At 48.4% G+C, this 20914-nt stretch carries 16 protein-coding genes and 1 tRNA gene; 11 read left to right on the top strand and 6 right to left on the bottom strand.

Features of this window, described 5'->3' with window-relative positions:
• Positions 1-318: 318 nt before the first annotated feature.
• The 5 genes from HMPREF0860_RS06140 to HMPREF0860_RS06120 all read left to right on the top strand — a co-directional run bounded on the left by HMPREF0860_RS06140 (position 319) and on the right by HMPREF0860_RS06120 (position 6654).
• On the top strand, positions 319-1059 hold the full coding sequence (locus tag HMPREF0860_RS06140; RefSeq protein ID WP_021330679.1) for a WecB/TagA/CpsF family glycosyltransferase: 741 nt from the start codon (positions 319-321) through the stop codon (positions 1057-1059).
• 145 nt (positions 1060-1204) lie between these two features.
• A complete protein-coding gene (locus tag HMPREF0860_RS13245; RefSeq protein WP_021330591.1) occupies positions 1205-2350 on the top strand; it encodes a sigma 54-interacting transcriptional regulator in 1146 nt (381 codons plus the stop codon).
• Between the two features lie 93 nt (positions 2351-2443).
• Positions 2444-3046: a TetR/AcrR family transcriptional regulator gene (locus HMPREF0860_RS06130; protein ID WP_231364398.1), complete on the top strand. Its 603-nt coding sequence runs from the start codon at positions 2444-2446 to the stop codon at positions 3044-3046.
• A 132-nt stretch (positions 3047-3178) separates the two neighbouring features.
• The gene (locus tag HMPREF0860_RS06125; protein ID WP_021330748.1) at positions 3179-4924 is read left to right on the top strand and encodes an ABC transporter ATP-binding protein; all 1746 of its coding nucleotides are present in this window, start codon (positions 3179-3181) and stop codon (positions 4922-4924) included.
• Positions 4921-6654: an ABC transporter ATP-binding protein gene (locus HMPREF0860_RS06120; RefSeq protein ID WP_021495598.1), complete on the top strand. Its 1734-nt coding sequence runs from the start codon at positions 4921-4923 to the stop codon at positions 6652-6654. Before HMPREF0860_RS06125 ends, HMPREF0860_RS06120 begins: the two co-directional genes overlap by 4 nt.
• Here HMPREF0860_RS06120 and HMPREF0860_RS06115 read toward each other — a convergent pair.
• Positions 6651-7403, bottom strand: a complete 753-nt coding sequence (locus HMPREF0860_RS06115; RefSeq protein ID WP_038081278.1) for an RNA methyltransferase — start codon at positions 7401-7403, stop codon at positions 6651-6653. The genes HMPREF0860_RS06120 and HMPREF0860_RS06115 overlap by 4 nt on opposite strands.
• A 165-nt stretch (positions 7404-7568) precedes the next feature.
• Here HMPREF0860_RS06115 and HMPREF0860_RS06110 point away from each other — a divergent pair, with 165 nt between their 5' ends.
• From HMPREF0860_RS06110 to HMPREF0860_RS06095, 4 genes are all read left to right on the top strand, one after another.
• A complete protein-coding gene (locus HMPREF0860_RS06110) occupies positions 7569-8123 on the top strand; it encodes an anti-sigma factor antagonist (RefSeq protein WP_021330803.1) in 555 nt (184 codons plus the stop codon).
• A gap of 487 nt (positions 8124-8610) precedes the next feature.
• The gene (locus tag HMPREF0860_RS06105) at positions 8611-9633 is read left to right on the top strand and encodes a hypothetical protein (RefSeq protein ID WP_021330669.1); all 1023 of its coding nucleotides are present in this window, start codon (positions 8611-8613) and stop codon (positions 9631-9633) included.
• Positions 9634-9639: 6 nt separating this feature from the next.
• Entirely contained in the window at positions 9640-11442 is a 1803-nt protein-coding gene (locus HMPREF0860_RS06100; protein WP_021330596.1) for a hypothetical protein, read from the top strand.
• A 182-nt stretch (positions 11443-11624) separates the two neighbouring features.
• Positions 11625-13184 carry a YifB family Mg chelatase-like AAA ATPase gene (locus HMPREF0860_RS06095; protein ID WP_038081358.1) on the top strand — a complete coding sequence of 520 codons (1560 nt, stop codon included), beginning with the start codon at positions 11625-11627 and terminating at the stop codon, positions 13182-13184.
• A 184-nt stretch (positions 13185-13368) separates the two neighbouring features.
• On the opposite strand, the gene HMPREF0860_RS06090 is transcribed toward HMPREF0860_RS06095, so the two are convergent.
• The 4 genes from HMPREF0860_RS06090 to HMPREF0860_RS06075 form a co-directional block, all read right to left on the bottom strand.
• Complete coding sequence (locus HMPREF0860_RS06090) at positions 13369-14229, bottom strand: hypothetical protein (RefSeq protein ID WP_021330760.1); 861 nt, start codon at positions 14227-14229, stop codon at positions 13369-13371.
• Positions 14230-14272: 43 nt separating this feature from the next.
• Positions 14273-14827, bottom strand: coding sequence for a hypothetical protein (locus HMPREF0860_RS06085; RefSeq protein WP_021330635.1), 555 nt, complete (start codon positions 14825-14827; stop codon positions 14273-14275).
• Between the two features lie 121 nt (positions 14828-14948).
• Positions 14949-16175, bottom strand: coding sequence for a DUF5018 domain-containing protein (locus HMPREF0860_RS06080; RefSeq protein WP_021330756.1), 1227 nt, complete (start codon positions 16173-16175; stop codon positions 14949-14951).
• A gap of 21 nt (positions 16176-16196) precedes the next feature.
• Positions 16197-17363: a DUF5018 domain-containing protein gene (locus HMPREF0860_RS06075; RefSeq protein ID WP_021330674.1), complete on the bottom strand. Its 1167-nt coding sequence runs from the start codon at positions 17361-17363 to the stop codon at positions 16197-16199.
• Between the two features lie 165 nt (positions 17364-17528).
• Here HMPREF0860_RS06075 and HMPREF0860_RS06070 point away from each other — a divergent pair, with 165 nt between their 5' ends.
• Positions 17529-18611 (top strand): formylglycine-generating enzyme family protein, encoded by a 1083-nt coding sequence (locus tag HMPREF0860_RS06070; RefSeq protein WP_021330647.1) that lies wholly within the window; start codon positions 17529-17531, stop codon positions 18609-18611.
• A 54-nt stretch (positions 18612-18665) separates the two neighbouring features.
• On the top strand, positions 18666-20357 hold the full coding sequence (locus HMPREF0860_RS06065; protein WP_021330788.1) for a DUF438 domain-containing protein: 1692 nt from the start codon (positions 18666-18668) through the stop codon (positions 20355-20357).
• A 323-nt stretch (positions 20358-20680) separates the two neighbouring features.
• Here the strand turns inward: HMPREF0860_RS06065 and HMPREF0860_RS06055 are convergent.
• Positions 20681-20763: transfer RNA gene (locus HMPREF0860_RS06055), tRNA-Leu, on the bottom strand.
• Positions 20764-20914 lie beyond the last annotated feature (151 nt).

Below are 20914 nucleotides of genomic sequence, written 5' to 3'. Positions count from 1 at the left end.
CCGACGATTGTGTTTTGTCATAAGACCTTCCTTAAAATTATACAGCGAATAAATCTTCAGAAGAGCTGCATTCGTACGCACAAGCGCACATGTCTGCTATATAAATCGCGGAAATGTTACGATTTCGGAGTTTTTTCGGATCAATTTTAAATCGATATACAGCCGTGCGGCGGACGGGGCGTTGCGGGGTGTCCCCGCCGGAAGGGGCAGCGCGCAACAGAGTGCGCGCGAGGGGAAGGCTTTCCCCCTTTAATGATACATACTCTTTGCTGTCGCTTGCTTGCATAATTTTCCGAGGTCAATTAAAATAAAGCTCGTATGAGTATTCAAAGAATAAGCGTAGCAGGCGTAAGCGTCGACATTTGCCGTGCGGAAGACATCGAATCGGAAGTGCTTGAGCTCCTTGCAAAGCCCGGAACGAAGCAGATCGTATTTTTGTCGGTGTGGGATTTGCTTCGCGCGCGCGGAAAGAGCGAATATGCCGAATGCGTGCGCAGCGCCGATCTGATTTTGCCTGTTTCAAAGAGTATTATCGGCGGAGCGAAATTTCTCAAAAAATCGATTCCCGTACGCTACAATCCCTTCGACGCGGTAATCGAAGTATTGTCGGTGCTCGAACGCCATTATAAATCGATTTTTTTGCTCGGAGCGCGAAGGGCGACGCTGCAAAAAGCCGAATCGAACGTGCGCGATACTTTTCCGAATCTGCAGATTGTCGGGCGCTATATCGGTTATTATTCGAAAAATGCGGAAGCGGCCGTCATCGAAGCGATTTACAAATCGTCTCCCGCGCTCGTGCTCGTAAGCGACGGCATCAAAGAAAAAGACGTGTGGGTGTACCGCAGGCGGAATCGTTTTGCATCGAGTATTTTTGTTTATTATAAAGACGTGCTCGGCATTTTTGCCGAACGCATTAAGCGTGTCGGCGAAAAAACCTTTGCGCGCGGACACGAAATCTATGCGGAAATTTTTCATAATCCTTTAAAAATATTTTTGCTTTTTCCGTATTTATGGTATATACTGGTATTGCTCTGGTATCGCCTTTTTAAAAATACGTAAAAAGGTGTACATCGGTTTTTGACAAAATAAGAGGCGGGGCATAGTGTGTGCGGCGTAAAGGTGAATAGGAGTTTCTAAAAACTTCGGTTTTTGAAGCCTTTCGACTTTTTCGAATGTTCATGCCGCTTAAAAACGGGGAAACGAAATGGAAGTGTTCCCGAATTTAAACACCGTTGTTTTAATATCCTCGGATATAAAAGTGATCGATTGGTGCCGTCACGGACTGGAACCCGCTTTTTCCGTCAAAGTCATTGATTCCGTACAATCGTATTCGTATGCGCTTGCCGCGTTTCAAAATCTCGTACTCGTCGATACGTCGCTGTTCAACGGACAAACCGAAAAAATATTCACCGATATTGCCCGTCGCGGACGTGCGTTGTTTCTTGTTAAATTCGACGATTCGTTTCCGCTTTCCTATGTGCAGCGTCATTATAAAAGGTGTATTCCGTTTCCGTGCGATTTGGATTTACTGCGCGAGGTTGTCGAACGGCAGGCCGCCGCATCGAGCGATGTCGATCGGATATTTAAAAAAACGGAGCGCGGGTTCGTACGCGACGTCGATATAAGCGGCTTCGAAAAATTTGCCGGCTCTTCGAAAATCATCATCGACGTAAAGCGCCGTCTCGCCGAAGCCGCGCAGAGGGAGATATCCGTTTTGCTTCTCGGTGAAAGCGGAACCGGAAAAACCTTCGCGGCAAAACTCCTGCACGATAATTCGCCCAGAAAGGGAAAAACGTTCGTGTCGGTCGAGATGTCGTCGATCGCCGAAGGGCTCGCCGAAAGTGAGCTGTTCGGTACGGTGCCCGGCGCGTATACCGGAGCCGTAAAGCGTTCGGGACGCCTTGCGAAAGCGGACGGCGGTACGCTTTTTCTCGACGAGATCGGAGATGTTCCGCTCTTTTTACAGGCGAAGCTCTTGCGCATACTCGAAACGGGAAACTATTGCAGCGTCGGTTCGGATATCGAACGCCATGTCGATGTGCGCCTCGTGTGTGCGACAAACGCCGATCTGCAGCGGATGATGCAGACGGGAAAATTTCGGATCGATTTATACTATCGGATTGCGGGTTATACGATAACGCTTCCGCCGCTCCGGCAGCATTTGGAAGACATCGATGAAATCGCCGTCGCTTTTTTTGCCGGCAGGGATATCGCGTTGTCCGAAGCGGCACGCGAAAAACTCATGAGCTACGATTGGCCGGGCAATGTGCGGCAGCTCGTTAATTGTTTGCAGCGCGCCCTGCTGTTTGCAAAAGGCGAAACGATCTATCCTGAGGATATCAATTTTTAAATCTAGTACCGTGTATGTGCAAAATGTACGTGTGCGGTATACGTGTGGCGGCAGATGAGCATGCCGTTGACAAAAAAAGAATACTGTGTAATAATGAATATATATTCTATATTGGCGGGCGAGTTTATGGCGCAAGTGTTGAAAGAAGAAATCTACGATCGCATTTTCCGAGCAGGGCTCGACGTCTTTTATGAAAAAGATTTCAGAAGTGCAAAAATGCAGGATATCGCTGCGCGTGCGCATATTCCGGTCGGATTGATCTATACGTATTTTAAAAACAAAGAAGCGCTGTTCGATAAAATCGCTTCGTCTTTTTCGATCGACTTTAAACATATCGCGCGGGAAGAAGAAGCGGGTAGCGGTCTTCCGTCCGAACGATATAAAACGATCGCGGAAGGATATTTGCTCGAGCTGCTCAAAAATCATAAAGCCTTTGTCGTTTTGATGGATAAAAGCGGCGGCACGAAATACGAATGCGCGAAGCAGGATTTGATCGCGGCCTTGGGCAAGCACATCAAAAAGGCGCTTACAAAAACGGCGGCAAAACCGTATGACGGTTTGCTCGTGCATATTTTGGCAAGTAATTTTGCCGAAAGCCTTTTGGAAGTGGCGCGGCATTATGAGAGTCAAAAACGCGCCGCTGAAATGCTGCGTATCGTAGCGAAATGCTACTATGAGGGAGTCAATGCATTGTAAACAGTATTTTTTATTTTGTCGAATATTGAATTATTATTCTGTATTCGATGACGATTATCCGGCGGATGCAATTTGGTTTTTTTAATTGAAAAATGAATTTATATTCATTTTTAATCTAAAGAAGGAGTGATTATGACGCTGCAAAGCGAACTTATCAAAAAAGTAAAAGCGAAAAACAAGTTTTCAAACATATTGCTCTGCTTGAAAGCGCTTTTTGACATACTGCCGCAGATTCTCATCGTACATATATTTGCCCTCGCTGCGTTGCAGACGCTTTCCGTACGAAAGCTGTGCTTCTTTTCCTGCGCTGTTTTTCTGTGTTTTGTACTGAAAGCGTTGTGTGCGTACGGCGCCGTATGGAAAGCGCATGAAGCTGCATACAATTCGCTTACGGAACTCCGCATGCGGATTATCGCACATTTGAAAAAGCTGCCGCTCGGATTTTTTCACGAACGGAAGACGGGTGATTTGACGAATATCGTACAGCACGATGTGGAACAAGCCGAAACGTATCTTGCGCACGGGCTTCCGGAACTTATGTCGGCGACGCTTATGCCTGCTCTTATTTTCTTTATCATGCTCGGATTGGAACGGCGCCTTGCGCTTTTGATGATCGCGGGCGGGCCGTGTATGTGGCTTGTCAAAACGCTGTCTGCGCCGCTTTGGAAAAAGAATTTTAAAATATTTTCCGACAGTACGAAAACGATGCAGGAAAATCTTATGGAATACGTTTCGAATATTTCCGTTATCAAAGCGTTCGGAAGGGAAGAGACGAAAACGGAAAAGACGCTCCGCTCCGCAAAAGACTATGTGTTCTGGGTGAAAAAAGCGATGGCGGGCATCAGCGTTCCTATGGGACTCATCGATCTGTTTATGGAATCGGGCGTGGTTTTGGTTATCGGTTTCGGATTGCGGCTTTTATCTTCGGGCGAATTATCGGCCGAGCGTTTTATCCTCGCCGTTATTTTGGGATCCGCTTTTACGTCTTCGATCGCAAAGACGGCGACATTGCAGCATTACGGCATCGTATTCAATCAAGCGATGGAGGGTATCGGTTCCGTTCTCAACGTGCCTGTCGTCGAAAGGGATGAAAGCTGCCGTATCGATACGGGAATTTCCGGGGGCGACATTGAAATTGTTGATGTCAATTTTACCTACGGCGGCAGACGGAACGCGTTGGAACATATAAATCTCGTTTTTAAAAGAGGCAGTAAAAATGCGCTCATCGGTTCTTCCGGCTCCGGAAAGACGACGATCGCAAATTTGCTCATGGGATTTTGGCGGCCGGACGACGGAACGATACGTATCGGCGGCGTCGATACGAAATCTCTTTCGGAGCGACGGCTCGGCGCGCTTTTTTCCGCTGTTCAACAGGATGTCTTTTTGTTCAATATGAGTATGGAAGAAAATATTCGAATCGGAAAACCGGATGCAACGAAGGAGGAAATCTTTTCTGCGGCGAAAAAGGCGCGCATCCATGATTGTATCGCCGCGCTTCCGTACGGCTACGATACGGCGGCGGGAGAAGCGGGCGTCAAGTTTTCAGGCGGTGAAAAACAGCGGATCGCCGTCGCCCGTATGTTTTTAAAGGATGCGCCGATCGTGATTTTGGATGAAGCGACGGCTGCACTCGATGCGGAAAACGAAGCGTATATACGGGACGCGCTTGCGGATTTGAGCCGCAGTAAAACGGTCATTGCGATTGCGCACCACCTCAATGCGATACGGGATGCCGATCAAATCGTCGTTATGGACGGGGGACGGATTATCGACCGCGGTACGCATTCGGAATTATTAAAACGCTGCGAACTCTATCGAACGATGGTATGTGCGCAGGAAAAAGTGGACCGGTGGAATATAAAGGAGGAAACGCGGTGATTCGAGAGATAGTGCATACGTTGACAAAAAAAGGAAAGTGCGCATTGGCTTTGAGTATTGCGGGATTTACGGTATATGCGCTTTCGGGCGCGGTTATGATGCTGTCGGTGCTGAAAGCTATGGAAGACGTCGGTGCGGGAAAAGGCGGTTTGCTCCGATACGGACTGCTGTTCGGATCTTGTCTTTTGATAAAGTGCGGATGCAGCGTATTTGCCGACATGCAAAAACATTTCGCAGGTTTCGATCTCGTGTATGAAATCAGATCGAAGATCATCCGCAGGCTGAAAACTTTTTCGCTCGGATTTTATACGAATGAGCGGCTCGGAGAGATCGGCACGATCATCCATAAGGATGTCGATACGATGGAATTGGTCGTCGGGCATTTGTGGACGAGGATGTGCGCCGACGGCATCGTCTCCGCCGTTTTGCTGCCGCTTTTGTTTTTCGCGGATATGCGGATGGCTCTGATCACGATTGCCGGGATTTCGTTTGCCCTGCCGTTTCTTATCCGCGCATTGAAAACGGCAGGTAAGATGGAAGCCGGTGCAGGAGACAGGCTCGCCGATATGGTAAGCTTGTTTGTAGAATACGTCAAAGGTATTCCGCTTTTAAAAGCGTTTTCCGAAAGCAAACGCTTCGATGAAAAACTTGTATCCGCCGCAGGCGCTTTCGGCGATGCGGCGAAACGGATTGCAAAATACAAAGCGGCGCTGCTTTCGGTATACGGCTTTTTTCTCGATGCGACGTTTTGGCTTACGGCGACGGCGGGCATTTTCTTTATCGTAGACGGGACTTTGCCGCTTATGCGTTATTTGCTTTTTATTATTTTAAGCAGGGAATTCTATAAGCCCTTTGTCGCGATGGAAACGCATTGGATGAATTACCTTGCCGTGACGGACAGCTTTCGGAGAATAAAAAAAATAACGGATGCTCCGGCTGTCAGTGAAAGCGCTCATCCGAAAACGCCGAAAGAATTTTCGATCGCCTTCGACGGAGTCGGCTTTTTATATGAAGAAGGCGGATTTGCGATGAAGGATATTTCTTTTTACGTACCCGCACGCACGCTTACCGCCCTTGTCGGCGCGTCGGGTTCCGGAAAAACGACTGTGACGAATCTGCTGCTGCGCTTTTGGGACGTACGGCAGGGTGCCGTTCGTATCGGAGATGTCGATGTGCGCGATATGGCGTACGACGAACTGCTCGGTTCCGTGAGCATCGTGATGCAGGATGTCAAACTTTTTGCGGATACTATCGGTGAAAATATACGGCTCGGCAAAGCGGGTGCTGCGGACGATGAAGTCATTCGGGCGGCAAAGCGGGCACGCATTCACGATTTTATCGTGTCGCTGCCTGACGGTTACCGGACGATCATCGGAGAAAACGGTACAGGACTCTCCGGCGGACAAAAGCAGCGCATCTCCATCGCGCGCGCGTTTTTAAAAGATGCGCCGATTTTACTGCTCGACGAGATTACGAGCAGCGTCGATCCCGTCAACGAAGCGTTGCTGCAGGAAGCGATTTCGGAGCTTGCAAAAGACAGAACGGTGTTGGTCGTCGCGCACCATTTAAACACGATTCGATCCGCCGATCAAATCCTCGTCTTTGAAAACGGCGCGATCGTACAGGCTGGAACGCATGAAGCGCTGCTTTCGGAAACCGACGGCGCATATTGTCGGCTGTGGCGGCAAGGCTGCGAGCCGTGTGAACGCCCGGGAAAAAATAATTATTAATTATGTTTGATTTTAACCTGATTATTAATTTTATTCCGAGAGGAAAGCCCAGCCGCTTTGGTAAATATTTTTTCCATGTATTTTGCTTCGCCTTCGGAAAGCGCCGCGCGCGAAAGGATTGCCCGCCAAAAATGTTCCATATCGCGCCGTCCCGTCACGCTGAAAAATCCGATTTTTTGCAGATTGTCCGCGATAAGCGAAACGGTTGTGTCGATGCGCGAAAGCGGAAGCGGCGTGTACCCCGCGATGCCGCAGTGTTTTTCCCGAAAAAGCGCATAGCAGATTATCTGCACGGCGTGCGAAAGGTTGAGCGAGGCGAAGCGTTCGCTTGACGGTATCGTAACGCCGAGCGTGCATTCGGCAAGTTCTTCATCGGTGAGTCCCGTGCGCTCGTTTCCGAACACTGCAGCGACGGCGCCCTGTGCATTGCAGATGTCGGCCGCTTTTCCGGCGAATTCTTCAGGGAGCAAAAGTTTGCCTTTTCTGTTTTTACCTCTCCGCCGCGTCGTACCGGCAGAAAGCGTACAGTCCGCCGTCGCGTCGGTTATCGAACGGAAAAAACGTGCGCTCTCCCAAATGTCTGCTGCATGGAGTGCGAGCGTACGCACCGCATCGTCGTCGTAATCGCTTTTTTTGCCGACGATACGGAGATCGTCGATATCGTTGTTTGCCAGCGATCTGCACACAGCTCCGATATTGCGGCTCTCTTCGGGGCGCACGAGAACGATGCATATCTTCCCTAAATCCATAAAATACACTATACTTTCTTTTACAATTATACTCCAGATGTGCCGATAGTTTTATACGAATGTGTGCCGGAATTGACGAGAATTAATGTATTTGACATTATGGTGATTTTGATGTATTATTGTGAGATAAGGTTAAACGGCGTGTTTTGGAGATAATTAACGCTTATGATAAATAATAATAATAGTTTGGTTCCCGGTTTTAATGACGAAAAAGACGACAGTTTGAAAATTTCTCTTGATAAGATCGATGCTTTAAAAAGCGGTTTGTGCATATATTTGAACGGTTATATCGACACGTATAATTCAAATTTTTTTCAAAAGAAAATTCAAAAGGTCGTCGATGCCGGGTATATCAATTTGATTTTTAATTGTTCTTCGCTCAATTACGTTTCGTCGACGGGTATCGGCTCGTTTACCGCGTTTTTAAAATTGGTAAAGCCGAGAGGCGGCGATATCGTCCTGCTCAACATTCAGCCGAAAGTATCCGAAGTGTTTCAACTCCTCGGCTTTTCTCAATTTTTCAATATCAAAGATACGCTCGAAAATGCGCTCGCGTTTTTCAAAAACGGTACGCCCGTCACCGGCAGCGTTTTTCCGAAAGTTTTTGCGTGTCCGGTGTGTACGAAACGCCTGAGGGCGACGCGCGCGGGGCGCTTCCGCTGTTCGGAATGCAAATCCATCCTCGCAATCGACGCGGAGGGAACGATTACTCTCGGTTAATTTCTGAGTCCGGCAGACGATGCCGGCTTTTTTTATTCGTGCGGAGGGTTATCTCACATGCCGCGTCGTAACAAAGGGTATTAAAGCCGACTGCAACTACCTTATGAGAACATACAGTGCGAAACGTTGAGCACTGTACCCGATGCCGCTTGAAGCTTCGCTGCGAGGTTGCGTCGGGGTTGTTGATTTGTGGATAAGTTGTGGAAAAATATGGAAAAACACGTCTTGCCATATCGAATTTCCGTCAAAAGTAAAAAACTTCAGTCCGGCTGTCGGATAATTTTATAAATCATTATAATACAATGAATTGTATACTGCTCTGCGATATCGGCTATTTATCGGTATTACAGTGAAATAGGCTGCCTGCCGCGTGCCGGCCGTTTCCCTGTGGATAAGTTGTGGAAATCCTGTGTACGGGCATGTGGAGAAGTGCGGATATATCGAAATGAGCGCTTTCTGCCGATAATACTAGAAATACGCGTGTTGCGTGCCTGCAACTTCGATTTCGTGGTTCAGCGGCAATTTTTTCGGAACGGGCGGAAACAGTATGGCCGAATCGGTAAAAAAATCGTTATTGCTCATTCCCGCATATATCGGGATTACGGCGTGCTGCATCGTTGTCGGCGAACTCGCATATATGGTCTATTTCAATACGGCGCATCTCGTTGCCGGCCGGCCGATCGAACTCGTCAACGCGTATGCGCTTGCCCGCGGTTTTTTTATCGTTGTGCCTGTCGTTATCGTTTTGTCGCCTCTTTTTCTTAGCCTGTATCGTATCCGCCATTCCGGCGGCGGATTTTTGCCCGTCGCGGTTTACATCATTTTGTGCGCGGCAACGTGGATCGTGCTGTTTCCGCTCTTTATCGAATTTAAATGGAAAGCCGAACCGACATTGCCTCCCGCTTCGAAAAACTCGCCCACAGCCGGATATTTCCGTCCGTATTCCGGGGGAATCGCTTATCTGCTGCACGATGCGCCGGCTCCCGAAACCGCCGTCGTGCTCAACAGTACGGGCGATGAAAACGCGGTGTGCCTCTCGCAAATCGATACGAGCGTTATGGAAGCCGAAAGCGCGCCTTTCGCTGATATCCTCATCCGTGAAACGGTGCCGTCTTTTCCCGTATGGATCGGCAGCGGCATCGATATGATCGAGCTGCACGCCGAACAGGCATGGAGGAGCGGGCACTTTGCGTGGCTCGGTTTTTTGTCGTTTGCGATTGCGCTCTGTTCGACCTACGCCGTTTCGTTTTGCAGCGATTGGCGTCTCGTCGGTATTTTGTACCTTTTGATAATGGACGGCGGCGTACTGTCGTTCAATCTTTTGTATCATTCGGAGTATTTCGAGCGGCTGCGCCAAGCGGCTGTGCCGCTTGCAAAAACGTTTCCGTTTTTTGTACGCTTGGGCGATCCGCTCCTTATCTGCATCAATATAGGCAGTGCAATCCTGTGCATCGCAGTCGGATGCCTCGCTGCAGTCGTCCGCGCAAAGCGATTTAAGAGGAACAGGTAAGCGCTTATGAAACGCGTCCTTCAGATTTTAATCGGCTATCTTCTCTTCGCTTTTTGCGCGTGCATGACATTTCGTTTGTTTGCAGGTACCTTGCCGCCGCTCATTGCAAAAACCGAAACGCTCTACCGCTTTTACGGAGGACTTGCGCTGTTTTGCCGTATCCTTCCCGCTCTTTCCGTGACGGGCTTTGTCATCGGCTATGCCGTTTCGTTCGGGCGAAATCCGGACGGCAGCGATCGAAGATTTTCCCAAGCGATGTTCCGCCGCTATCGCAGTGTCGTCGTCACATCTCTCGCTCTGTCCCTTGTTTTGACTGCGGCGTCGGAAATCGGAACGCCGATTTTATCCGCCAAGCAAAAACAGCTCGAACGGATGCCGCTCCTTGTACAGGAATACGTCCGCGTCGGGCGGCAGGTTGAAAAGTCGGGAAAGGGAGAACTCGCGTATCGCTACGCGGAGCTTGCGCTGAAAATCGATCCGTCTTCTCCGGATGCGCTTACCCTTTCCCGCGATACCGAAATCGCTTCGCGCGAAGCGCACAATACCGTGCGCACGGCAGTCCCGAAGACGGCGAGCGAACCCATGAGCGAAGAAGGCTATACCGTACGGGAACTCCGCGCGCGTGCCGAAAAAGCGTATGCCGAAAAAAAATATTTCGACGCGCACTACTGGGCGCAAAGCGCCGTGTCGATTACGACGAGGCGCGATACGAATTATGCGGAACTGCAGCGCATCGCCGCGGATGCGTGGAATGCGCTTTTTTCCGCGGACTTGCCTGCAACAACCGACGCGCAAAAAATCTATGCGCGAAAACTTTCCGGTTATGCCGCGCTCGTCGAAGGTGACAATCTCAAAGCGTATTATATTTTCCGGACGCTGTCGCTTGCATCGCGCGAAAACGCGAACGATCCCGATATCGTGCGCTACCTTGCGATTGCACATGCGCGGCTCGATACCGAATATTTTTTTATCGACGAGATAATCGATGCGAAGGAATTCGAAACGGCAGACGATGTGTATTTTTCGCTTAAAAAAGAGAACGGTGAGACAACGATCGTCTACATCAAAGGCATTACTCCGGTAAAAGGCTCCGGCGGCGTTGTGCAATATCTGCGCTCCCTTTCGATTTTTTCCCTCGATGCAAACGGAACGTACACCGGCAGCATCTACGTGCCCTATGCAAAAATGCGCCAAGTCCTTTCCGCCGATTTCGACGCGGACACAAAGCGCGCGCTCGGCATACCCGACGGCGCGCACTTCGTCCCGTACATCCTGCTCCGATCGGTTGATAGAGATACCGAAGGCGTAACGGAAGGGCCGCTTTACCGCTATGCTTTTCCCGATAAAAAAGGCGGGAGCGATCAAATCGTGCTGCCGTTGTCTTATGAAAACTTTTTATTGCTCGCCGAAGTTTCCCGCGGCGCCGAATACATGAATATGATTTCGCTTTTGCGCTTTGTGGGAAACGCCGAGCGCTTCGGTTACTCCGATGAAGTGTTCGGGCAAGTGCTTTTGAACCGTATTTTGTATCCGCTGTTTATGCTGATCGTCTTTATCTGGTTTGCATCGTTCGCATGGAATTACCGGATCGGTGAAACGGTTCTGTTTAAAACGTCGTGGATTTTCGCATTTCCGTTTTTTTCTCTGCTTGCGCACGTTTTGTACGGAGCGCTCCAGTGGCTCTTTAAAATTATTAATTACGTATTCATCGGTATTGCAGGCACGTACTGCCTTCCGCTCGGCTCTCTCGTATATGCCGTCATATTGCTCATCGTGTCGCTCGTGTTTTTGGCGCGCAGCGAAGGATAGGCGGCCGTCGAACTTCGCTTGCAGGTTGTATACGATACGTATTTTTTCAAAAAATCTTTATACACATGCTCCGAAACTGCACGGTTGCAGACGATCTTATTTAAGGAAATCGCATTTTCAAAGTTACCTCTAAAAACTGCAGTTTTTAGAGGTTTCCAATATGTGCAGGGAGCATAATGCGTATGCAGATTTTTTCGTTTTCTCCGTTCGGGTACGAAGGCGCACTCGTTACGGTCGAAGTGGATATCAGGCGCGGTATTCCCGCCGTCGATATCGTCGGACTTGCGGACGGCGCGGTAAAAGAATCGCGCGAGCGTATGAGAGCTGCCGTACAGAATTCCGGCTTCGACTTTCCGCCGGAGCGCGTACTCGTCAGTTTATCGCCCGCGGATATGCGTAAAGAAGGCGCCGGCTTCGATTTGGCGATTGCGCTTGCCGTGCTTCAAGCACGCAGCGGGACAGATTCGTTTTCCGATTCGCCTTCCGTCCTCGTCATGGGAGAACTCGAGCTTTCGGGAAATGTGCGAGGCGTGCGTGCCGTTCACGCTGCCGCTTCCACTGCCGCCGCCTCGGGTATTTTTAAATGCATCGTACCGCTTGCGAACGCAGACGAAGCGCGCGAAGTGCACGGTATGAAAGTGTACGGGGCGGCATCTCTCGAAGATGCATTTTCTGCACTCGCTTCGGATGAAGTTTTTACAGAGCGCGGCCGCTCGCTGCAAAACGCCTTTGTGCCGGAACACTGTGTCGAAACGGAGGGCGTACTCTTTCCGCCCGTTACCGAAGGTTTTGAATTTGCCGATGTGGCGGGGCAAATTTTTTTTGTGCGGGGCTTGCAGATTGCGGCCGCCGGAGGACACAACCTCATTGCGATCGGCGCTCCCGGCTGCGGCAAAACGATGGCGCTGCAAAAATTTCAAGCACTGCTTCCGCTGCTTACCGTCGAAGAAGCGCAGCCCGTCACGCGCATCTATTCGATTGCAGGACTCATGCGCGGAAACGAACCGCTTATCAGGGTCGCTCCGTTTCGTCAGCCGCATCAAACCGCGACGATCGAAGGTATGTGCGGCGGAGGTGGGCGCTGTATTCCCGGAGAAATATCGCTTGCACACAACGGCGTACTCTTTCTCGACGAAGCCGCCGAGTTCCGTTCGTCGGTTTTGCAGATGCTCCGTGTTCCGATCGAAAGCGGACGCATCACGCTTGCTCGCGCCGGCCGATCGACGGTTTATCCCGCATCGTTTCAGCTGCTCATGGCGGCAAATCCCTGTCCCTGTGGAAATTTCGGATCGAAATCGAAAATCTGTCTATGCAGCGCCCGCGCCGTCGAAACCTATTGGAATAAATTTTCAGCGCCTCTTTTAGACCGCATCGATATGCGCGTTTTCGTCGACAATGAAGGAACGGGACAGGACGCGGTGCGGACGACGACCGCCGAATTGCGCATGGAAATCGCCCGTGCGGTAAAGACGCAGCGGAAGAGACAGGGCAAAAAAAACGCAAAGCTTTTGCCGGAAGAAATTGCGCGCCATTGTCCGATGAGTGCCGCCGGGCGAAAGTCGCTCGACAACGCGGCGATGCGCTGCGGATTTTCTCCGCGTGCCGCAGCAAGCTGTATAAAACTTGCGCGCACGATAGCCGATATGGCGGACTGCACTGTCATACAGGAAACGCACGTAAAAGAAGCCGTACAATACCGAAAAGCGTACACGGGCTTTTTGTCGGAAAATGCGGACGGGTAGGAGCTATCTCTTTTCGAACGGCTCCTCTATGCGGTATGCCGGCGAGCTTACGACAAACCCGCGCGAAACTTTGCGCGGGTTTGTCGTGCGGGACTGTAAACCGCTATCATTGCATATAACAACCCGTTCTGCTTTTAGCCGTACCGGTACCGTATAAGCGGGTTATACGGTGTACCGATCGGTGTTATTGTACTACAGGCTTCTTAAAACCGTGCCCGTCGTCGGCAGCCCAAACGTAACTGCCGTTTTCTTTCGGCATCTCGTTACCGGGAGCATCGCCCATTGCGTTTACGACTTGCTTACAGGTAATTTTACCGTTCGCTCCGATTTTAAAAGTTGCCGTAACCGACGGAGTTTCTCGCTTAAAATCCTTTTTATGATAGGTTTTGCACGTCCATTCGGTTTCGCTTACTTTGTCCCACCTCATGTTCGTATACAGCGAGCTCATCAGCGAATAGCTGATAAATTTTTCCTCATTGCACACAACGACTGTAGGATACTCATTAGAATCAAAGTACAATATTCCCGTTACCTTCTTTTCGCCGGCGTTGTAACCGTATGTTCCGAAAAATTGTTTTACCGTTTCGACATCGGCAGGATCTATAGACGGCGTTTCATACTCTATTTTAATGTGCAGCGTATACGTTGTCGCAGAACCGTCTTCGGTTTTAACACTATATTCTTTGTCTTTAATAAACAAATCTTCCGTTTCGCCGCTTATTTGTTCTTTTCCGTCTTTATACAGTTTTGCTTTCGGGTCTTGCAACGTAAAGCTTAGTTTAAACTTTCTGTTTCCTTTTTGACCGGCAGGTTTTTTATACGCAGCAACCGGCACCGTTACGGTAACGGTTTTTGCGCTTTGATCGATCGTAGCGATTATGTCGGTGCTCAGAAAATCGTTGAAACTTTTTTCAAATCCAAACGACATCAGCGGGCCGGTATTCTCTTCGTCTGCGTTGTTTTTACAACCGGCGAGTACGGCGCACAGGAAAAGCGAGCACATAAACATAAACAATCTCTTCATGTTTGTTTGTTTGTTTGTCATTTTATCCTCCTATTTATAAAACATCCATATATAATAAAAACTCTCATCTGGTTATCGGCTTTTTCATTTTGGGATGACCGTTATCGTAGACGTACCAATCCTCGACGCCCTCTTCAATCTTTTCAACATTTTTGCCCTTTTTAAACGGCCCCGCTTCCGCACCCATCGGAACAACGTATTGCCGAAGTACAAAATTTCCGCCGTCTTTTATAAACTTAAAAATAACCTTTCTGTTTTTCGGCTCAAAATCGGAATCGGTTTTGAGGTACGAACAGCATACCCACATATCCGAAACTTTCCCCCAACGGACGTTTTCATAGCTGGAGCTCATAGCGATTGAATATACAACAAGTGTATTATCGCCGATTTCAGCGCATTGGATTTTTTCTCCGCCCGGCCAATAACAGCCGTATAAACTTTGGATTTCCGCTTTATCGCTCGGAGACATATCGGATAATTTTTTTTCGCCGATGTCATCCGGTATAAACTGCGGTACGACGATATCGTCTGTTTTATCGGCAGACGGATTATTGTTACAGCCGGCGAATACGGTAAAAAGGATAAGCGATATACACGCAGCCAATAATTTTTTTTTCATTTCAATTTTTCCTTACCTTAAAGTCAAAAACCTGAGCGTAAGTGCAGGCGTTAGACGTATTTTTCGGCCGTCCGACGCTTGCACGCAATACCGCTCGCTCCTTACGGACAAAACGGCATTTTTATTTCATCGTCAGTTCAAACAGTTTGGGAGATCTTTTAGGATTTTTGTCGTATATAGCTTTGTCATAAGTGTAATAGGTTTTGCCGCCCTCTTCAAACGTGTCGGGAGTTTTACCTATTACATACGGCCCGTACGTACTGTTGGCCATCGCTACAATCGTATCCCAAAGCCATACCGTACCGTCGGCATCCTTCATAAATGTAAAAATAAGTCTTTTTGTTCCGTAATCTTCATCATCTTCAGCATACGAAAAGCATGTCCACGTCGAAGACGAAACTTTGCTCCAGCGAAGGTTTGTAAACCCCATGCTCATAAACTCATTCCCTGTGTACACGCCAAGTCTGTCGGCATCGATCGCGGGGCACTCGCTTTTTGTGCCGTCGCTTGACCAATAATAGCCGTATAAAGTTTTAATTTCGGTTTGCTCATCTGCCGGCAGATCGGCAAAGGCTTTTTCGGTAATCCCCTCGGGTACATCGGGTTTTTTAGGGGCAAGTCCAACTTTTACGGTATATATTTGTGTAGATCCGTCTTCAGCCGTTATCGTATAACTTACAGGAGCGGTAAAATCGTTTTCCGTTTTACCGCTTTCTTGTGTCTTTCCGTTTACGGATGCTTTTGCACCGTCGCTTAAACTAAACCGAGCTTTTAATTTTGTGATATCGGTACCGTTCGACAGTATCACAGTTATCTTTTTTGAAGGTTCATCGATCGTACCAAGCGCCCCTGCATCCGTAAATCCTGCATTATCCTCCTTTACAAACATAAATATAAGTATCTGCTTTTCGGAAGATTTGGGATTTTCGTTGACTACTTTGACCGTATAGTTTTGCTGCGATCCGTCTTCCGCTTTGACGGTGTACGTTACGCCTGCATTGTCGGAAAAATCGTTTTCGGTTACGCCGCTTTGTTGTTCGGCTGTACCGATAAAAAGCTTCGCTTTACCGCTGATTTTAAAAGACGCTTTCAGTTTTGTTTTATCCGTACCGGACGGCACTTCTACCGACACGGTTTTGTTTGTTTCATCGATCGTTCCTTTTACGTCCGCGCTCAATCCGCTATTGTTCGCCTTTTCGAATGAAAACTCGATCAACGTCTTTTCGGAAGATTTGGGACTTTCGTTTACTTTATTGTCGTCGTCGGACGGGCTGTTGTTGCAGCCGGTGAGCGCGGCGAAAAGTATGCACGAACATGCAAATGCAAAAAATATTTTACTCTTTTTCATTTTAATCTCCTCATGTAAAATTTAGATATTCTGAGTTACCGGTTTATATCCGCTTTCCGCAGTCCACACAAAATCATCTCCTTTTACCGCTGTCGTGTCGGTTGCCATAATATTCGTCTTTACTGTGATCTTGCCTCCTTTTTCGACAAAATCGTAACCGCCTTTGCCGAATAAATTCTTAATCTGCGGTTTATTCTTTTTGTAGGTTGTGCATGTGTATGTGTTGTCGGCCTTTTTTTCCCATTCGACATTTACATAATCCATGCTCATACTCTTTGAATACAGGGTAACCTTATTCCATTCAAGAACGATGATTACCTCTCCCAACCTCGGTACCGTACCGTAATACGATCCGAAATACTTTTGGACATCGGTTTGATTTGCGTTCGGCAAATCGATTTCTACGACGGCGTTGTATAGAGCACTTCCGCCGTCGTTCGCTACCGCCTTGATCTTTACACCGTTTTGCAGATCGGAAAAATCGACCGGGGTAACTCCGCTTACGAGCTTAGTGCTGCCGACATACAGGTCTACCCCCGCAGAAGCGGTAAAATACGGTTTAAGCGTTGCAAGCGAAGCTTCCGGCGTTCCGATGGGGAGCTTCATAATGATTACTCTACCTATACCTGGGATAGATCCGATAAATACCGTTCGTGCCGGATCGCCTTGCGTTTGGTTGTCTACATCTGCGGGAAGTGTCGAATTATGCGCTTTTTTAAAACCGAATGCGGGAAGCGTTATTTCGGTTGTATTTTTGCCGTATACTTCGACCGTATAGTTTTGCTGCGATCCGTCTTCCGCTTTTACGGTGTAAGCTACACCGTTTATGATATCTGAAAAATTATTTTCGGTTACGCCGCTTTGCTGTACGGTCGAGCCGATAGAAAGCTGTGCTTTATCGCTGATTTTAAAAGACGCTTTAAGTTTTGTTTTATCCGTACCGTGCGGCACTTCTACCGACACTATCTTCTTTTTTTCATTGATTATTCCTTTTACGTCCGCGCTCAATCCGCTATTGTTCGCCTTTTCGAACGAGAATTCGATCAGTGTTTTTTTGGTGGATTTAACGATCTCATCATCGCCGCCGGAACTGTTTTTACAGCTCCCCATAAGGGACGCAAACACAAGTGCAGTACAGACAGCCAAAGCGAAAAGCGCGTTAGTGCGCTTTATTACATTTCTTTTCATTGTAATACTCCTATTGGTTCTTAATTAGCATAAGCTAACTAGAAAATATATATTGTTTCGCCGTTCTGCGCAAGTCCCTTCGAGCGATTTTAGTGTTATCGTTGGCTAACTTATTGACATCGACTTTTATTCCGATTATAGTAAATGCATTTAGGACGGAGACGTATGAAAAACCGTAAAAATCGTATATGGATTGCAGGTGTGCTTGTGCTCACGGCGGCGAGCGTTTTATCGTCATGTAAAAACGGTATGGAAGAACCTGTAAGCACTGCCGGAATAAGTTTTGACGGTAAGGTGTTCGAAAGAACGTCTTTTGTGCAAATCGTTCCGAAAGATACAAAAGCCGAAATTTTTATAAACGACGATTCAAGCTGGAATACCTATTGCACCGGCGGCGAAGCTAATTATATACCGGGATTGTTTCTTTTAAAAGGTGTATTCCTTAAAAACAGAAAAGTGCGGCTCAGCCCCTTTGAACTTTCACAGTATGAAGTGACGCAGGAATTGTATGAAGCGCTTATGTGGCGTAATCCGAGTAATTTTAACACCGGCAGCGATCAAAGGCTGCGTCCGGTAGAGACGGTCAACTGGTACGAAGCGATTGTCTTTTGCAATAGATTAAGCAAAAAACTGGGACTCACCCCTTGTTACACCATAAACGGCGGGGCTATTGCTTGGGAAAAGATTGAATACGACGAAATTCCCGGCGAAGGGGCGGATAAAGAAGAACGTAAGAAATGGGATAACGTTACTTTTAATAAAAACAATAACGGCTTCCGCCTTCCGACGGAAGCCGAATGGGAATTTGCCGCGCGCGGCGGTAATGCAAAAAGCCCCGTATGGAAATATGCATTTTCCGGCACGCAGTGTACGCCGCTTGATCCGGTCCAGTTTAAGGACAAACCGGCCGATACAAACCTCGACCTCTACGGCTGGTATAAGGACAATAGCGGAGGAAAAACCTATGCCGTCGGCACAAAAAAACCGAACAGTCTCGGACTTTATGATATGTCGGGCAATGTCCAAGAATGGTGTTTCGATTGGGCGGCCGCTTTGAATATAGACGGAACAACAATAGAAGAAGACCCCTGCGGGGGCCCTCGTCCTGCAGTTGAAGAGCCTGCACGGATTACCAGAGGCGGCAGTTATTACGAAGTCGCCTACGACTGTGCCGTTTCCCGCATCAACTGGTACTACCCGTACCGCCATGCTAATTACTTGGGGATCCGCCTTGCGCGCAGTTTGTAAGCACGGCGTATCGACAGTACGGCAAAAATACTAAAATCACGCACGAGGTTATTTATGGAAAACATGATGCAGTATCTTAAAGATATCGATAAAGAAAAACTGAAAACGGTTTTGGAAATAAAAGAAGCGTACAACGGCGGGCGTATGAGCCTGGAAGAGGCAAAGCGGATTTTAAAGGAAAAAGTAAAAAAGCTTACGCCTGCGGAAATCGCCGTTGCCGAGCAGGAGCTTAAAGAATTCGAAGACGACGAATGCCGTAAAGAAAATATTCAAAGCATGCTCGTCCTTTTTGAAGATATCATGGACACATCCCGCCCCGATCTGCCGGCCGACCATCCGATTATGTGCTATTACCGCGAAAACGACGCGCTTTTAAAAATCATGCTTGAAATCGAAGATTTGGTTCAATACCCGCTCATCAAAAATCAATGGCTCGAAATCTACGATAAGCTTGCGCAGTATCGTCTGCACTTTTCCCGCAAGCAAAATCAACTGTATTCCCTGCTTGAGCGCAAGGGCTTCGACCGCCCGACGACGACGATGTGGACACTCGACGATTTTATCCGCGACGAGATAAAAGACGCGCGCACGCTTTTGGAAGAAGGTAAAGACGATGCCTTTCTCGCGATGCAGCCGACGATCGTTGCCGACGTGCGCGATTTGATTTCCAAAGAAAACACGATTTTGTATCCGACCTCTCTTGCGATGCTCACTTCGGAAGAATTCGAAGATATGAAAATCGGCGACAGAGAAATCGGTTTTGCGTGGATCGATGTAAACTCAAGTTCCGCAAAAAGCGGAGCGGCTGCTTCTTCGAACGGCAGCTGTGCGGATGCGAAAAATTCGGCCGGCGAAAGCGGCGATTTTGCAAGTGACCTTGCAAAGCTTTTACAAAAACACGGTTACGCAGCTTCCGCCGGCGAAGAATTCGACGTTACGACGGGACGCTTGACGCTCGATCAAATCAATTTGATCTATAAACACATGCCGGTCGATATTTCCTACGTCGACGAAAATGAAATCGTCCGCTTTTACACCGATACCGAACACCGCGTGTTTCCGCGCAGCAAAAACGTTATCGGCCGCGACGTAAAAAATTGTCATCCGAAAGCGAGCGTTCACATCGTCGAAGAAATTATTAAAAAATTCAGAAGCGGCGAAGAGAGCGAAGCGGAGTTTTGGATAAACAAGCCCGGTCTTTTTATCTATATCACGTATATCGCGGTGCGCGATGCCGACGGGCGCTTCCGCGGCATTTTGGAGATGATGCAGGACTGCACCCATATCAGAAGTCTCGAAGGCTCGCAGACGCTTTTGACGTGGAGCAGCGGCAAAAAAGAAAAAGTCTATGCCGATGATGCCGCTTCGGGAAGCAATGCATCGGACGCGGAAAGCTTGCCGAAAGCGGACGGCTCTTCAAAAAAAGAAAGCGCCGGAGAGAAGGGCGCTTCACCGGAACATTCTTCGGAAAACGGGGACATGGCAAATTCTTCGGCAAGTACGACCGGTGCAAAGCTCTTCCCGCTCAAAAGCGAAACGAAGCTTTCGGATTTGCTTGCATCCTACCCGTGGTTGAAAGCCGAACTTCCGTCGATCAATCCCGCATTCAAAATGCTTCAGACGCCGCTCGCCCGCATTATGATTTCGAAGGCGACCGTTTCTATGATGAGCGAACGCAGTCAGATGCCGATGGACGAATTGATCGCGGCGATCGAAGCGAAGATAAAAGCTCACGACGGAAAATAAATCAAACACAGAGGCGCAAAGCCCGCCTTTTTGTTTGCCGGCAAAGAGACTTGAATCCCTCCGGTCGTGTACATCCTGTACACTCCCTGCGGGAACGCCTCCGCTCGCTTCCGGCGGCATCCTGCCGCCGAAAAGTCGTGAGTCGAAAAACGCCTGCAGTGTTTTTCTTTTATCAATACGCTCATAAATCCTATGCACTGCTCGGATTCATGAGCTCTTCTTCGCACCTGCTCAGCGCGCGCTTCGGAGTTCAAGTCTCTGTTTGCAGATAGTCAATAGTATTATTGTTATAATGATTTATTTGCTGATGTGAAATTTCTTGTTGCCGGCAAAGAGACTTGAACTCTTACGGCCTTGCGGCCAAGGGATTTTGAGTCCCTCGTGTCTACCATTCCACCATGCCGGCGCGGCAGGTACTACTATACCGAAAGAGAAGTAGATTTGCAAGTGCGCGGTGGAACGCTCACGGAAATCAATTTTCAATAAGTAATTGTTAATGTGTAATGGGTAATTCCTTTAATTGGTAATGTGTTTATCCCCGGCTTCTCAAAAGCTTC

It is taken from the genome of Treponema socranskii subsp. socranskii VPI DR56BR1116 = ATCC 35536 (assembly GCF_000468115.1).
GTDB lineage: Bacteria > Spirochaetota > Spirochaetia > Treponematales > Treponemataceae > Treponema_D > Treponema_D socranskii.
Note: the sequence above shows the minus strand (reverse complement) of the source record. Positions and strands in the feature narration are given on the sequence as shown.